This window comes from Ensifer sp. Root278 (assembly GCF_001429285.1).
Classification (GTDB): domain Bacteria; phylum Pseudomonadota; class Alphaproteobacteria; order Rhizobiales; family Rhizobiaceae; genus Ensifer.
In genome coordinates this window covers 328,259-342,123 of record NZ_LMJJ01000001.1, presented here as the reverse complement: position 1 = coordinate 342,123, position 13,865 = coordinate 328,259, and the positions used below count along the sequence as shown (strand labels likewise).

Sequence of the window (13,865 nt, the reverse complement as noted above, 5' to 3'; positions counted from 1 at the left end):
AGTTACCGTTCGCGCAGCAGGCGGGCGATCTCCGATGTCAGCAGTTGCGGATCGGCGGGCTTCGACAACACGAAGTCGGCGCCGGCGCCCATCAGCCTTTCGCGCATGTCGGCACGAACATCCGACGTCAGGACGATGACGGGCAGCCGGGGCGCGGATCGCGCGGCCTCATCGGCGCGCAGGTGCTGCAGCAGCGAAAGGCCGTCGCCACCCGGCATGTTGAGATCGGTCACCAGCAGCTCCGGAAGCGAGCGCTGGCCGGGCGCATGCAGGGCCTCAGCAACGGCGCCGAAGTCGCTGACAAGGCGGACCGAATACCCCGAGCGCTGGAGCACGGTGCGAACGATCAGCGCGTTGACCGGATCGTCTTCGGCCAGCAGGATCCCATTCGCCCTGTTGTAAACAGGCGTGGTCGCAGGCTCCTCTCGCAGAACGGGCCGGTTGTCGTTGATCGCGTCGCGTTTCTCGATACCCTTCAGGCGACCGAGCAGCACCTCGACCAGGGACTTTTCGCGCAGCGGCCGGATCAGCCATGCCTCGTAGCCGTCCATCTGGTTGACGGGGTGGCTGTTGCGCTCCTCCGGATTGATCAGATAGGTGCGCCGCACCTCCAGCCGTGCAACGGACGGCTGCAGGGAAAGAAGCTGCTTGTATTGCTGGGCATGGCGGTGGTCGACGATCACGTCCGTCAGCGGCGCGCCGCCGGCGAGCACGTCCGCAAGGACATGCTGGGCCGCGGCAAGCGTGGTGGCACGATGGCACCGCCCGCCGAGTGTCGCGATCGTCGCGGCGAGCGCCGCCGAGGCCGGACCATCGGGCGCCATCACCAGGACATGCGAGCCCGCAAGGCACGACCGGCGCTCCGGTGCGACCGCCTCGATCTCGGCAAATGGCAGACGAATTTCGAAACGGCTGCCGCGTCCCGGCGCGCTTGCGGCCGTAAGGCTGCCACCGCAGGCCTGCATGATCCTGCGGGAGATGGCGAGGCCAAGGCCGGTGCCCTTCGCCCGCTGTTCGTCGTTTCCGGCCTGCTCGAACTCCTCGAAAATGCGCTTCAGGTCGTCAGGCGACATGCCCGGACCGGTGTCGTCGATCCGGATCCGCACGCATTCGTCGACCGTATCGGCGCCGACAAAGACGCCGCCGACCTCGGTGAACTTCACCGCATTGCCGATCACGTTGAAGAGCACCTGGCGCAGGCGCGCCGCATCGAAGGCCATCTCAGCGGGCACATCGACGGCGACCGTGGCACCGATCTCGATGCCTTTCTCATGCGCCCGGTTGGAGAGCATTTCCACCACGCTCTCGATGACGCCACGCGGATCCTGTCGGGTCGGGCGAAACTGGAAGCGACCGGCCGACAGCGACGAGAAATCGATCAGGTCCTCGACGAGCTGGACCAGCGCATGGCCGGACTGCTGCATGCCGGCGAGGTAGTTCTTCTGCTCGCTCGACAGCCGGGTCTGGCCGAGTAGGTGGCTCACGCCGAGGATGCCGGAAAGCGGCGTACGGATCTCATGGCTGACTGTGGCGAGAAGCCTCGACTTCGCCTTGCTCGCCTCCTCTGCCCGCCGGCGCGCCGCTTCGCGCTCACGCGCCGCCGCGGCCTCCTCGGTGACGTCGCGCGCGATGCTGTGGCGCATGAGCCTGCCACTTGCCGGATCGCGGGCGATCACGTCGTGCCAGTCGTAAAGGCGCACGCCGTCCGATGCGGCAATCCGGACCAGATAGTGATTGGGCGCAGCCTTTGGCTCGAAGCTCAGGCCAAGCGCCGCGCAATCGAGGCCGTGGACATCGGAGTGGCCGCAGACCTGATGGAAGACCGCGTTGGCATGAACGATCTTTCCGTCCATGCCGCGCATGATCGCGAGGTCACCCAGCGCATCGTGAATGGTCGAGAGCAACGCCGACGTCTCGGAGCGATGCCAATCGCGATCCCGGTCCGCTTCGTCGCCTGCCTGCCTGCCATCGAACGACCGTATGGCTTCGACGACGAGCAGGAACACGCCGACAGAGCCTGCCGCCGCAATCGCTGCGGAAAACAGGTAAAAGCCGGCGCTCATGCCGATGACGAGAATGAGACCGGAGGCGACAAGGCCGAGCAATGCCAGCGACGCCTGATTGACCGCATGGCGCTTGCCCTTGACGGGTGCTTCCTGCTCGTGAGCCGGAGGCGATACCTCGACAGGGAGCGGAGCCACCGGCGGCGCGTCACCCGTCCGGCTTCCTGTCCGGAAGCCGGATTCGATCCGCTCCAGCAATCGTGACGGTTCGCTCATGCAATCCGGCTAACACGACAAGCGTTCCGAATGGCTTCAATGCACCGGTAAAATCTTAACGATCGGCCTTTTTCGCGTGCAGCAGTTCGTCAAGGATGATGGCTCCGGCGCCGATGGTGATGAAGGTATCGGCCAGATTGAAGACGGCGAAGGACCATGTTTCGGTATAGAAAAGGATGTAGTCGATCACGTAGCCGAAGATCAGCCGGTCGACGAGGTTGCCGAGTGCGCCGGCGATGATCAGCGCGTAGCCGAAATGCGCAAAGAACCGGTCCTTCGGCGTGCGCTTCCAGAGCCAGAGCACGAAAGCGACGACGGCAAGCCGCATGCCGACGATGAACCAGCCTTCCATGCCCGACAGCATCGAGAAGGCGACGCCATAGTTGTAGGTACGGTAAAGCGCCAGCATCGGCACGACGTGGACCGCCTGATTAAAGGGCAGGTAGATCTCGACCAGATACTTGATCAACTGATCGGCGATGAGCGCGAGAAGGATGAAGACCGCGATCGGCAGCGGCCGCGAAAACAGAACCTGCCTCTCGCTCATGCGCGGGCGTCCAGCGTCAGCAGATGACGGCGCGCCTCGAACAGCATGATGCCGGTAGCGATCGCAAGGTTGAGTGAATCGGCGCGTCCGGCCTGCGGGATGCGTGCGAGCGCACCTGCCTCACGGGCAAGCTCCTCCGGCAGACCCGCCTGTTCGTTGCCCATAAGGATCACCACGGGCTTCGACTTGTAATCGATGGTGCGGTAATCGACGGCGCCGGCGAGATGGGTGGCAACCACCTTCACGCCGGCGGATTTCTGCCAGCGGATGAAGTCGTCCACGCTGGCGCGTGCCACCGGCATCGCGAAGACCGAGCCCATGGTGGCGCGCACGGTTTCAAGCGAAAACGGGTCGGTGGTCTCGCCGACGAGAATGATGCCGGAGGCACCGGCGGCATCGGCCGTGCGGATGATCGTGCCGAGGTTGCCGGGATCGCGCACCCGGTCCAGCGCCACATAGGTTTCTCCCAGTTGCGGCTTCAGATCCTTTAGCGCCTGGTAGCGCTGCTCGAAGATACCGACGACCATCTGAGGATTGTCGCGCCGGGTGATCGTCGTCAGCACCTTCTCGCTGACCTCGAGCACCAGACCACCCTTGGCGAAGGTCTTCGCCGCCACCTGCTCCACATGCGGCTTGCCCTTGGCCGCCTTGGCATAGATCAGCGTCTTGATCTTCCAGCCGAGATCGAGCGCGTCGATCACCAGCTTCAGGCCTTCGGCCATGAAGGACCGCGTCTCGTCGCGATGCTTCTTCTGTGCCAGCGCGCGGATATCCTTGATGATCGGGTTGGTGAGGCTCGTGACCTCCTTTACCTGACCCACACGACCGGCGCCGTGTTCGCTTCTGTCGTTCGTCATTGCGGTACCCAGCGGCTGAAGAGAGAGGTCGAAAGCGCCCTGCCCGGCTCGCGTCCGTCAAGCCCGCCCTCGCGGATGATGAGCTCGCCCGATTCCACCCGGCCGCCGCGGCCGCGCATCGTCTCGCGCATCAGTTCATGGATCGAATAGAAGCTCGCCCGGATGGAATAGGCGGTCAGCACCAGGCCGCGCGCCTCCGGCGAGAGGATCTCGCGGCAGATGTCGAGCATCGCCGCCAGGTGATCAAAAAGCTGCCAGACCTCGCCATTCGGACCACGGCCGAACTTCGGCGGGTCGGTCAGAATGATGTCGTAGCGGCTGCCGCGGCGCTCTTCGCGCTGGATGAACTTCATTGCGTCGTCGCAGATCCAGCGGATCGGCAGCTTGTCGGCCCGCGCCAGCAGCTGGTTCTCGCGTGCCCAGCCGATCGCCTTCTTCGAGGCGTCGACATGGGTGACCTCGGCGCCGGCCTTGGCGGCGATCAGCGAGGCGACCCCGGTATAGCCGAACAGGTTCAGAACCTTGAGCGGTCGCCCTGCAGCTTCCACCTGGTCCTTGACCCAGCTCCAGTGCGCGAGCTGTTCGGGGAAGACGCCGACATGGCGGAACGAGGTGAAGCGGCCGTGGAAATCGGTTCCGAGAAGCTGCATCGGCCAGGTTTCGCCGAGCACGGCGCCCGGAAAGCGCCAGCGGCCCATGCCGTCCTCGTCGGTGTCGCCGGTGAAAATCGCGTCGGCCTTTTCCCAGACGCCGTCCGCCAGGCTGCGCGGCCAGAGCGCCTGCGCCTCGGGACGCACGATGCGATAGGGACCGTATTGTTCGAGCTTCTCGCCGGCGCCGCTGTCGATCAGATGGTAGCCGGAAGCGCCCACGGTCTCGAGAATGAGCGGCACGCGCTCGGCCGGCTTTTCGCCGGTTCGCCGAGCAATCGCCCGTACAGGTGCTTCCTGCACGGCTGCCTGTTTGGCGGGCCTGTCGCGTGTCTCCGCGGCCTGCGCTGCCACCGGGCGCGCCGGCCGTTCCTTGAAGCCGCCGCCCTTCGGCGGTACCGGACGCTTCTGATCGTGGCGACCGCCGCCACGCGCCTCGGCGCCGCGGCCTTTGGCCATCGTCACGGAGGCATTCTTCGACCGCCGGTCCTTTTCCTTCACGCTGAGATCCCTGGGCTTGTTAGTGCATGTGCCGCCTGCCCGCTGCAGTATCGAGTGCGCGCGGGCGGACGCCATGAGGTTTGTCGCCGCAGCCTTCAGCCGCAGCATCTATTGAAGCTGCAAATAGCATCGCTGATGCACTTGGCAAAGTCGTTTCCGTTTTGCGAAGATCGGCGCGGGAGAACCCGCTGCAAATTTCCTCGGGTCGGAAACGGCGTGAGGACAAAATTCTGCAGCAGACCTAAAGTGTTACAACGACTTTGGCGCGTCGATGCCGATGCGCGGCACTGCAATGGGAGGAAAGCGCATGGACATGACCGGCGAAGAACGGATTTCGGCTGGGCGCGACGCCGTGTGGCGCGGCCTCAACGATCCGGAAATCCTCAAACGGTGCATCCCCGGCTGTCAGTCGCTGGAGATGACTTCGCCGACCGAACTTGCAGCGGTTGTGAAGATCAAGATCGGACCGGTCTCTGCCTCCTTCACCGGCAATGTCGTGCTCTCCAATCTCAATCCGCCAGAGGGCTACACGATCTCGGGCGAAGGAAAGGGCGGGATCGCCGGTTTTGCCAAGGGGGGCGCCGACGTCACGTTGACGGAGGATGGCGCAGACACAGTGCTGCGTTACGACGTCAAGGCAGAGATCGGCGGCAAGCTCGCCCAACTCGGCTCGCGCCTCATCGATTCGACCGCAAAGAAGTTGGCCCAGCAGTTCTTTACCGACTTCGGCGCCGCCGTCAGCGGTACCGCGGAAGCGGCGAGCTGACGGCTCGCCACTCCGCAGCGTCAAGTCAAACGTTCAGTTCTGAGGGGCAGCCAACGTCGCCTGAGTGGCGAGCTTTTCTGCCTGGCTGCGATGCTTCTCGGCTTCGCGATGCCACTTCACCGCCTCATTCGCCTCGGTGCGTGCACGGCGACGGTACGTGCCCTGGCTGAACCAGGTCGCTGCTGCGCCGAGGATCATGCCGACGATGACGGCAAGGAACAGGAAGACGAAGAAGGGCGCGCTGACCGAAAGCACGCTGTCTTCCGGGCGGAAAGGGTTCAGTGCCAGCGTCACGCTCTGGCGATTGGCGACGCTGAGAACGATCAGGATCACGCCAACCGGAATGAGAACAACGATATTGATCAGTTTCTTGAACATTCAAGCGCTCCAGCTTGCGAGCGGCCGCGTGGTTTCCGTTGGCCACGCGGGACGACGGGCGTCCATTGCGCCAGGCCGCTGAGACCGAGAAAGACGATCAGTCTTCGTCGTCACCATTCATGCCGGGATTAAGGCGCTCGCGCAATTCCTTGCCGGTTTTGAAGAACGGCACCCACTTTTCCTCGACGAAGACGGAATCGCCGGTGCGCGGGTTGCGCCCGGAACGCGACGGCCGGTTCTTGACGGAGAAGGCACCGAAGCCGCGCAGTTCGACCCGGTTGCCTGACGCGAGCGCGTCCGTGATCTCATCGAGAACCGCATTGACGATGTTTTCGACATCGCGGTGATAGAGATGCGGATTGCGAGCTGCAACAATCTGCACCAGTTCTGACTTGATCACTGTCGCCCCCTCAAATTCTTGTTTGTTTTGCTTTTTCGGTCTGCATTGTGATTGCTGCAAGAATATCGACGACGCTTGCAAAAACGCCGCCAACTCCTCACGGCTCAGGCTGGGTATATGTCGCCTTCCTCATTGGCCATCAACCTGCCAAACGGAAACAAGACCGTCAAGAAACAACTTGTCGCCCGCAATTTTTTCGAGGCCGCTCATTGCCGGAAAAGCGTCATATCCCAACATCTTGATCCAGTTGCCGACCAGCGCGCCGAGGCCAAAAGGCAGGGTCTTGCGCGGTGCTTCCCAATCGACGATCGGCAGGTCCTTCGATACCTTTTTCTCCGTCAGAAAGGCGCGAATTTCGTCCTCGCCGCCAAGCGTGTCGACGAGCTTCGCCTTCAGCGCCTGGCGGCCGGTGAAAATGCGGCCGTCGGCGAGCAGCAGCGCCTCGGGGCGCTGAAGCTTGCGGCGCTCGGCAACCAGGTCGACAAACCAGGCATAGCTGTCATCGATCATCGACTGGATCATCGCCTTCGCCTCGTCGCTCGCCGGATGGAAGGGCGACGGCTCCGCCTTCAGCGGCCGCGACTTGATCGATTCCAGCGACACGCCGAGCTTGTCCATCAGGTCCTTGATCTGCGGATACTGGAAGATGACACCGATGGAGCCGGTGATCGAGCTTTCGCCCGCGACGATCGTGTCGCCTGCGAGCGCAATCATGTAACCCGCAGAAGCGGCGAGCGTGCGCACATCGGAGACAACGGGCTTCTTGGCGGCAACCTTGCGGATCGCCTTGTAGATCACTTCGCCGCCATAGGTGGTGCCGCCCGGGGACGAAATGGTGACGACCAGTGCTTTGACGCTGTCGTTGTCGGCGATCTTCTGGAGGCGATCGAGAAGCTCCCGGTCGTCCTGGATCAGACCACTAATGGTGACGCGAGCCACGTGCTGACGAGTGCGGCCGACATCGTCCGCAGCGCCCGACCAGACAAAGATCGCGAGCGCTGCCACAAGAAGCAGCCCCGCCACCACAAAGCGCCAGAAACTGAGTTTCCGGCGCAGGCTGCGGCGATCGGCGATGGCGAGTTCGTCCATGTGGGTTTCTCCCGAATTGTTGGCGCAGCTTCTGTCAGTTTCCGCGGGAACGTGCTATCTGCGCGCGCAGAGGCATATTCCATAAACGCGCTTGGCCACGGTTGAAAGCCGCGGCTGGCGTTTTCGTGCTTCACCCGAGTTTTTTTGCAGCGCCATTGTGCAGCAGCAAAAAATATCCATATTTGCGACGACTTACACCATTGTATGTATATGATCCCTTGATGGGTTCAGCGATAAAAGCAGTAGAACCGACAGGCCCTTTCATGTTGAACCACGCGCCAGCCCCGGGCATTTTTGCCGATACGGGTGAGAGCTCCGCCGACGCCTATGCGCTCGCCGCGAGACACTCCGTGCGCGTCCGCCGGCTGAAAGTCATCCTGCCCGTGGTCGCCGGCGTCATCGCGGTGATCTTTGCCGCCGTTTCCTTCGTCCGGGCCTTCATGCCCGTCGATCTGCAACTCGAAACGGCGACGATCGAGGACGGCAAGATCGTGATGCAGAATCCGGCCATCTCCGGCCGCAACAAGCAGGGGATCAGCTATTCGATGAAGGCCCAGCGAGCGCTCCAGGACATCGCCAATCCTGACATCATCACGCTGCAGACGATCCATGCGGAAATGCCGATGAAGGATTCGATGGTCGCGACGGTGGACGCCACCAACGGCATCTACGACCGCGGCGCCAATACGCTCGATATGAACGCCCCGTTCACCATTTCCGTCAATAATGGCATCAACGCCGACTTCCAGTCGGCCTATCTGGACATCAATGCCGGCGAGATGGAAACGAAACAGCCCGTTGCGATCAGCATGAAGGGCGGTTCGATCATTGCGCAGACGCTGCGAATGACGGATAAGGGACGTATTGTAATATTTGAGGGCATGGTGAGGGTGAACGTCGAGCCCACCGCCATCCGCAAGAACGCGAAATAGGACCCGGTGCACTCCATGTCGGTCACAACCGCCTCTTTTTTCAAGATTTCCGCCAGCCTGGCGATTGCCGGTGTCGGCGCTTTGATCATTGCCTCCGGCGCTTCGGCGCAGGCCACATCCAGCAAGATGAAGGGCCTTGAACTCTCCAACGACAAGCCGATCCAGATCGAGAGCGACAAGCTCGAAATCAAGGATCCGGAGAGCAAGGCGATCTTCACCGGCAACGTCAAGGTCGTGCAGGGCACGACGACGCTGCAGGCCGGCAACATGGTGGTGTACTACAAGTCCGGCGGCGGCTCGGTTTCGAGCGGCGACGCCGACATCGACCGCATCGAGGTCAGCCAGAAGGTTTTCCTGAGCTCGGGCACGCAGCAGGCAACGGCAGACACCGGTTCCTTCGACATGACGAAACAGGTCTTCGTGCTGAAGGGCGAAAAGGTGGTGTTGTCGGAAGGCAAAAACGTCTTCGTCGGCTGCCAGCTCAACGTCCAAATGGAAACCGGGGAGGCTCAGCTCGAAGCCTGCGGCGGCCGCGTGCAGATCCAGCTCGACCCGAAGTCCCGCAAGCAGAACTGACGTAGATCGCTCGTGCACTTTCCCTTCCTTCACAAGCGCAAACGGGTCCGCAAGCCGTCGGCGACAGCTGCGGTTGTTTCCGGACACGCGGTCGACAAGGCGCGTTACGACGGCACGCTGATCGCGCGCGGCCTGACGAAGGCCTATCGCGAGCGCCGCGTCGTCAACGGCGTTTCACTGGTGGTGCGGCGCGGCGAAGCCGTGGGCCTGCTCGGACCGAACGGCGCCGGCAAAACCACCTGCTTCTATATGATCACCGGCCTCGTACCGGTCGACGAAGGCTCGATCGAGATCAATGGCAACGACGTCACGACCATGCCGATGTACCGGCGTGCCCGTCTTGGCGTCGGTTACCTGCCGCAGGAAGCATCGATCTTTCGCGGGCTGACGGTCGAGGAAAACATCCGCGCCGTGCTCGAGGTCCATGACAAGAACCTGGAGCGGCGCGAGAGCAAGCTCAACGACCTGCTCGGCGAGTTCAACATCACGCACCTGCGCAAGTCCCCCGCGATTGCGCTTTCGGGCGGCGAGCGGCGGCGTCTCGAAATCGCCCGTGCGCTTGCGACAGATCCGACCTTCATGTTGCTCGACGAGCCCTTTGCCGGTGTCGATCCGATCTCGGTCGCCGATATCCAGGCGCTTGTCCGTCACCTGACCTCGCGCGGCATCGGCGTGCTGATCACCGACCACAACGTCCGCGAGACGCTCGGCCTCATCGACCGCGCCTATATCATCCATGCCGGCGAAGTGCTGACTCATGGTCGCGCCAACGATATCGTCACCAATCCTGACGTGCGCCGGCTCTATCTCGGCGACAATTTCAGCCTTTGAGACCGCTTCGCGGGCGATTCCGCCCGCGACCACGCTTGACCAAACCTTCTCGATAAGCAATTTTTGGGCCAATTGATAAGGGCCACCCCGGCGACCGGAGAAACACCGCGGCCCAGGAGATTTCTCGGGAGTTTCGCGTCAGCATGGCACTGTCCGCCAGCCTTCATCTGCGCCAGTCCCAGTCCCTGGTGATGACGCCACAGCTGATGCAGTCGATCCAGCTGCTGCAGATGACGCATCTCGAACTCAATCAGTTCATCGCCCAGGAAGTCGAAAAGAACCCGCTGCTCGAATTTCAGGCGAATGACGATCTGCCAGGCACGCCGGAGCGCGGCGAGAGCACAGCCGGGGACGAGCCTGCCGGCGACGACTTCGGCGCGCAGGACGATCTCTACGACAGCGCGACATCGCCGACCAGCGAGCGGCTTGGCGAGCAACTCGACGCCGACTTCGCCAATGTCTTTCAGGACGACACGACACCGCAGCGCGCCGATGCCCCGGAACTGCTCGGCCAGTGGAAATCGATGCCCGGCAGCAGTGAAGGCGAAGACTATGACCTCGACGACTTCGTTGCCGGCCGCAAGAGCCTGCGCGAGACGCTCACGGAGCAATTGCCATTTGCGCTGCCCGCCCCCTCGGATCGGCTGATCGCGCAGCACCTTATCGATCAGCTCGACGACGCCGGCTATCTCCAGGCGGACCTTGGCGAAGTCGCCGAACGGCTGGGCGCCGCGCATACGGATGTCGTGCGGGTATTGCTGACGCTGCAGCAGTTCGATCCGCCCGGTGTCTTCGCGCGTTCGCTTGGCGAATGTCTTGCAATCCAGTTGCGCGCCCGCGACCGCCTCGATCCGGCGATGGAGGCACTGCTCGCCAATCTCGAACTGCTGGCGCGGCGCGATTTCGCGACGCTCAAGAAGATCTGCGGCGTCGATGAAGAGGACCTGATCGACATGCTGGCGGAAATCCGCAAGCTCGATCCGAAGCCCGGAACCAGTTTCGAGACCAGCGTCAGCGAGGCGATCGTGCCCGACATCGTCGTGCGGGCCGCGCCCGACGGCTCCTGGATGATCGAACTCAATCCGGACGCGCTGCCGCGCGTGCTGGTCAACCAGGACTATTTCGCCAAGGTCTCGCGCGGGACGCAGAAAAACAGTGCCGACCAAGCCTTCCTCAACGAATGCCTGCAGAACGCCAACTGGCTGACACGCAGCCTCGACCAGCGCGCCCGAACGATCATGAAGGTCGCCACGGAGATCGTTCGCCAGCAGGACGCGTTCCTGGCCAACGGCATCGGTCACCTACGGCCGCTGAACCTCAAGACCGTCGCTGACGCGATCAAGATGCATGAATCGACCGTCAGCCGCGTCACCTCGAACAAATACATGCTGACGCCGCGCGGGCTGTTCGAACTCAAATATTTCTTCACCGTCTCGATCGGCTCGGCCGAGGGCGGCGACAGCCATTCGGCGGAAGCCGTGCGCCACCGGATCCGCGCGATGATCCAGGAGGAAAGCGCCGAAGCGGTGCTTTCCGACGACGATATCGTCGATGTCCTCAAGAAGGCTGGTATCGACCTTGCCCGTCGCACTGTCGCCAAATATCGCGAAGCGATGAGCATCCCCTCCTCCGTACAGCGGCGACGGGAAAAGCGGGCGCTGGCCAAAGCCGCCGGTTTCTGAGCACCGGAAGTTAAGCCGCATTAACTTTTTTGCGACCTTCGATTGACTCTCTCCGACACAGGCGATATGAGCCCGCCGCAATTGCCGGGGACAAGCTCGCCCCGGAAGCGGACCGGTACGACCGGTAGCTGCGACAGAGGCGCGCCCGCAAGCCTGAAAGGCTTGGATGACGGGACCGCTTGGAATAGACTGGCTGCGCAAATCACGAACGAGAGAGGAAACTCCATGAGTGTGCGTGTATCCGGTAAACAGATGGAAATCGGCGATTCGTTTCGAGCTCGCATCGGCGAGCAGATCGAGCAGGCCGTTACCAAATATTTCGACGGAGGATATTCAAGCCAGGTCACTGTGGAAAAATCCGGGCCGCGCTTCAGCGCCGACTGCAAGCTTCATCTCGATACGGGCGTGGTTATGCAGGCGAACGGTCAGGCGAACGACCCACAGGCTGCGTTTGACGCGGCGTCGGATCGCATCGAAAAGCGTCTGCGCCGCTACAAGCGGAAGCTGAAGGATCACCATAACGGCAACGGTACGAATGCTGCCGAAGTGGCTTACACGGTGATGGATTCGGTGCCGTTCGAGGACGATGAGGTCCCCGAGGATTATGCACCGACGATCGTCGCCGAAAGCACGAAACAATTGAGGACGATGTCTGTCGCCAGCGCCGTGATGGCACTCGACATGACCGATGAACCCGTCCTGATGTTCCGTAGCCCCGGCAAGGACGATCTGAATATCGTCTACAGACGCAACGATGGAAATATTGGCTGGATTGACGCTGCCAATATCAAAGCATGAGCGGATAGGGGAGTGCCGGCACGCCGGCACTCCCCGCGCCCAGAATCAGCGGGCAGGCCGGAAAATGTGACTTTTCTGTGCATGGAACCCGCCATGACAAAGATGGTTAGAGCCATTGCGACGCATTTATGATGATGTTGTCCGGCTCTAACCGGCGAACGAGGACAAAAGAATGGCATTGGCAGGTCTACTGCATCAAAATGCGATCATCCCGGCCATGAGGGCCAACTCGAAAAAGCAGCTCCTCCAGGAATTGGCGGCAAAAGCATCAAAGATCACCGGGCTTCCCGAGCGTGAAATCTTCGACGTGATCCTGCAGCGGGAGCGTCTTGGCTCCACCGGTGTCGGCAATGGCATCGCCATCCCGCACGGCAAGCTCAACAATCTTCCCTCGATCATCGGCATCTTCGCGCGACTGGAAACATCTGTCGATTTCGAAGCGCTCGACGACCAGCCCGTCGACCTCGTCTTCCTGCTGCTCGCCCCGGAAGGTGCCGGCGCCGATCACCTCAAGGCCCTGTCGCGCATTGCCCGCGTCCTGCGTGATCAGGACATGGTCGCCAAGATCCGCTCGAGCGATTCCGCCAGCGCGATCTACACGCTGCTCGACGACGACGCGACCTCGCACGCCGCCTGAAAATAGCAACGGCGCGCGTCCGCCGGACGCGCAGTGCCTGCGTCAGTAAAGCTGACGACCGTTCAAATGATCTATGAAAATCCGGAACAAAGCGCCCTGGCTCGAAATGCCGAGCCGGCGATAGATGTTCTTGCGATGGATCCGGACCGTTCCCTCGGCAATGTTCATCACCTTGCCGATCGAAAGGTTGCTGTGTCCCCGAAGGATCAGCCGCACGATGTTGCGCTGCTGCTTCGTCAGCCGGTCTGAACAAAGGCTGTCGAACGCCGCTTCCATTACATTGTCGCCCTCTTCGGAGGGCGGCGGCGCAAAGCTCCGGCCGTGCTGGCGCCAGTTCGAGCGGACCGCCTCGCGCACGATCGGCTCATAGACGCGCAGTCGCTCGAGTTCGGCCTCGCTGAAAGGCTGGCCGCCGCGGCCGCGCATCAGCGAGTAGGTCGCCTGCAGGCCACCGTCGAGCGGAATGACGAAGCCGACCTCCTCCACCAGCACACCCGATTCCATCGATACGCAGGGGTGAACCTCGGCGGACGACGAGAAGTCGGACTGGAAGAATCGGTCCGGCGCGAGTTCTCGCATGCGCCAGAGGCCGGCCGGCTGGCCGGCAGAGCAGGCGACGTAGAAGGGATCGAGCAGATAGGCGCCGCCGAGATAGGCGGAAAGCGCGCTCGCCGATACCTTTGCCGTGTAGCCGTCGTGCAGCACGATCGGCCTGGCATCGTACGGATAGGCAAAGGCGACGGAGAGGTCGAAACTGGTGAACGACCGCAGCATCCGGTCGAGCGCCTGGCCGAAATCCTGCGTGCCGATCAGACCGATCATCGCCGAAATATCAGCGGACTCCCTTGCCAGCATTCCGGTTTCATCCCCCCGCTCCTCGTATCCCCCATGGGATATCGACAGCCCCTGCTTCGTCAACAATAATTCCCCCCGGGAGAGCAA

15 protein-coding genes are annotated in these 13,865 nt (G+C 62.4%); 7 read left to right on the top strand and 8 right to left on the bottom strand.

Annotated elements, in window-relative coordinates; translation table 11 throughout:
* Positions 1-2: 2 nt before the first annotated feature.
* Genes ASE60_RS01725 through ASE60_RS01710 form a run of 4 tightly spaced genes read right to left on the bottom strand, consistent with a single transcriptional unit; the run spans position 3 to position 4,834 of the window.
* Positions 3-2,279 carry an ATP-binding protein gene (locus ASE60_RS01725; RefSeq protein ID WP_057248003.1) on the bottom strand — a complete coding sequence of 759 codons (2,277 nt, stop codon included), beginning with the start codon at positions 2,277-2,279 and terminating at the stop codon, positions 3-5.
* A 55-nt stretch (positions 2,280-2,334) separates the two neighbouring features.
* Positions 2,335-2,826, bottom strand: coding sequence for a signal peptidase II (lspA, locus tag ASE60_RS01720; RefSeq protein ID WP_057248002.1), 492 nt, complete (start codon positions 2,824-2,826; stop codon positions 2,335-2,337).
* Positions 2,823-3,683 (bottom strand): RNA methyltransferase, encoded by an 861-nt coding sequence (locus tag ASE60_RS01715; RefSeq protein ID WP_057248001.1) that lies wholly within the window; start codon positions 3,681-3,683, stop codon positions 2,823-2,825. Before ASE60_RS01715 ends, lspA begins: the two co-directional genes overlap by 4 nt.
* Complete coding sequence (locus tag ASE60_RS01710) at positions 3,680-4,834, bottom strand: class I SAM-dependent rRNA methyltransferase (RefSeq protein WP_057248249.1); 1,155 nt, start codon at positions 4,832-4,834, stop codon at positions 3,680-3,682. Before ASE60_RS01710 ends, ASE60_RS01715 begins: the two co-directional genes overlap by 4 nt.
* Positions 4,835-5,141: 307 nt before the next feature.
* Between ASE60_RS01710 and ASE60_RS01705 the strand changes: the two genes are divergently transcribed.
* Positions 5,142-5,600 carry a carbon monoxide dehydrogenase subunit G gene (locus ASE60_RS01705; RefSeq protein WP_057248000.1) on the top strand — a complete coding sequence of 153 codons (459 nt, stop codon included), beginning with the start codon at positions 5,142-5,144 and terminating at the stop codon, positions 5,598-5,600.
* Positions 5,601-5,633: 33 nt separating this feature from the next.
* Here the strand turns inward: ASE60_RS01705 and ASE60_RS01700 are convergent, their stop codons facing one another.
* The 3 genes from ASE60_RS01700 to sppA all read right to left on the bottom strand — a co-directional run bounded on the left by ASE60_RS01700 (position 5,634) and on the right by sppA (position 7,467).
* Positions 5,634-5,978 (bottom strand): hypothetical protein, encoded by a 345-nt coding sequence (locus ASE60_RS01700; RefSeq protein WP_057247999.1) that lies wholly within the window; start codon positions 5,976-5,978, stop codon positions 5,634-5,636.
* A gap of 97 nt (positions 5,979-6,075) precedes the next feature.
* The gene (locus tag ASE60_RS01695; protein WP_057247998.1) at positions 6,076-6,378 is read right to left on the bottom strand and encodes an integration host factor subunit beta; all 303 of its coding nucleotides are present in this window, start codon (positions 6,376-6,378) and stop codon (positions 6,076-6,078) included.
* A gap of 129 nt (positions 6,379-6,507) precedes the next feature.
* Entirely contained in the window at positions 6,508-7,467 is a 960-nt protein-coding gene (gene sppA, locus ASE60_RS01690) for a signal peptide peptidase SppA (RefSeq protein ID WP_057247997.1), read from the bottom strand.
* A gap of 263 nt (positions 7,468-7,730) precedes the next feature.
* Here sppA and lptC point away from each other — a divergent pair, with 263 nt between their 5' ends.
* The 6 genes from lptC to ptsN all read left to right on the top strand — a co-directional run bounded on the left by lptC (position 7,731) and on the right by ptsN (position 12,923).
* Positions 7,731-8,399: an LPS export ABC transporter periplasmic protein LptC gene (gene lptC, locus ASE60_RS01685; RefSeq protein WP_057247996.1), complete on the top strand. Its 669-nt coding sequence runs from the start codon at positions 7,731-7,733 to the stop codon at positions 8,397-8,399.
* Between the two features lie 15 nt (positions 8,400-8,414).
* On the top strand, positions 8,415-8,975 hold the full coding sequence (locus ASE60_RS01680; RefSeq protein WP_057247995.1) for an LptA/OstA family protein: 561 nt from the start codon (positions 8,415-8,417) through the stop codon (positions 8,973-8,975).
* 12 nt (positions 8,976-8,987) lie between these two features.
* Positions 8,988-9,806, top strand: a complete 819-nt coding sequence (lptB, locus tag ASE60_RS01675; RefSeq protein ID WP_057247994.1) for an LPS export ABC transporter ATP-binding protein — start codon at positions 8,988-8,990, stop codon at positions 9,804-9,806.
* 143 nt (positions 9,807-9,949) lie between these two features.
* Positions 9,950-11,488, top strand: a complete 1,539-nt coding sequence (gene rpoN / locus ASE60_RS01670; RefSeq protein WP_057247993.1) for an RNA polymerase factor sigma-54 — start codon at positions 9,950-9,952, stop codon at positions 11,486-11,488.
* 225 nt (positions 11,489-11,713) lie between these two features.
* Positions 11,714-12,286, top strand: a complete 573-nt coding sequence (gene raiA, locus ASE60_RS01665; RefSeq protein WP_057247992.1) for a ribosome-associated translation inhibitor RaiA — start codon at positions 11,714-11,716, stop codon at positions 12,284-12,286.
* Between the two features lie 172 nt (positions 12,287-12,458).
* Positions 12,459-12,923: a PTS IIA-like nitrogen regulatory protein PtsN gene (gene ptsN, locus ASE60_RS01660; protein ID WP_057247991.1), complete on the top strand. Its 465-nt coding sequence runs from the start codon at positions 12,459-12,461 to the stop codon at positions 12,921-12,923.
* Between the two features lie 42 nt (positions 12,924-12,965).
* Here ptsN and ASE60_RS01655 read toward each other — a convergent pair whose 3' ends face one another.
* Entirely contained in the window at positions 12,966-13,778 is an 813-nt protein-coding gene (locus ASE60_RS01655; protein WP_057247990.1) for a helix-turn-helix transcriptional regulator, read from the bottom strand.
* Between the last annotated feature and the right edge of the window lie 87 nt (positions 13,779-13,865).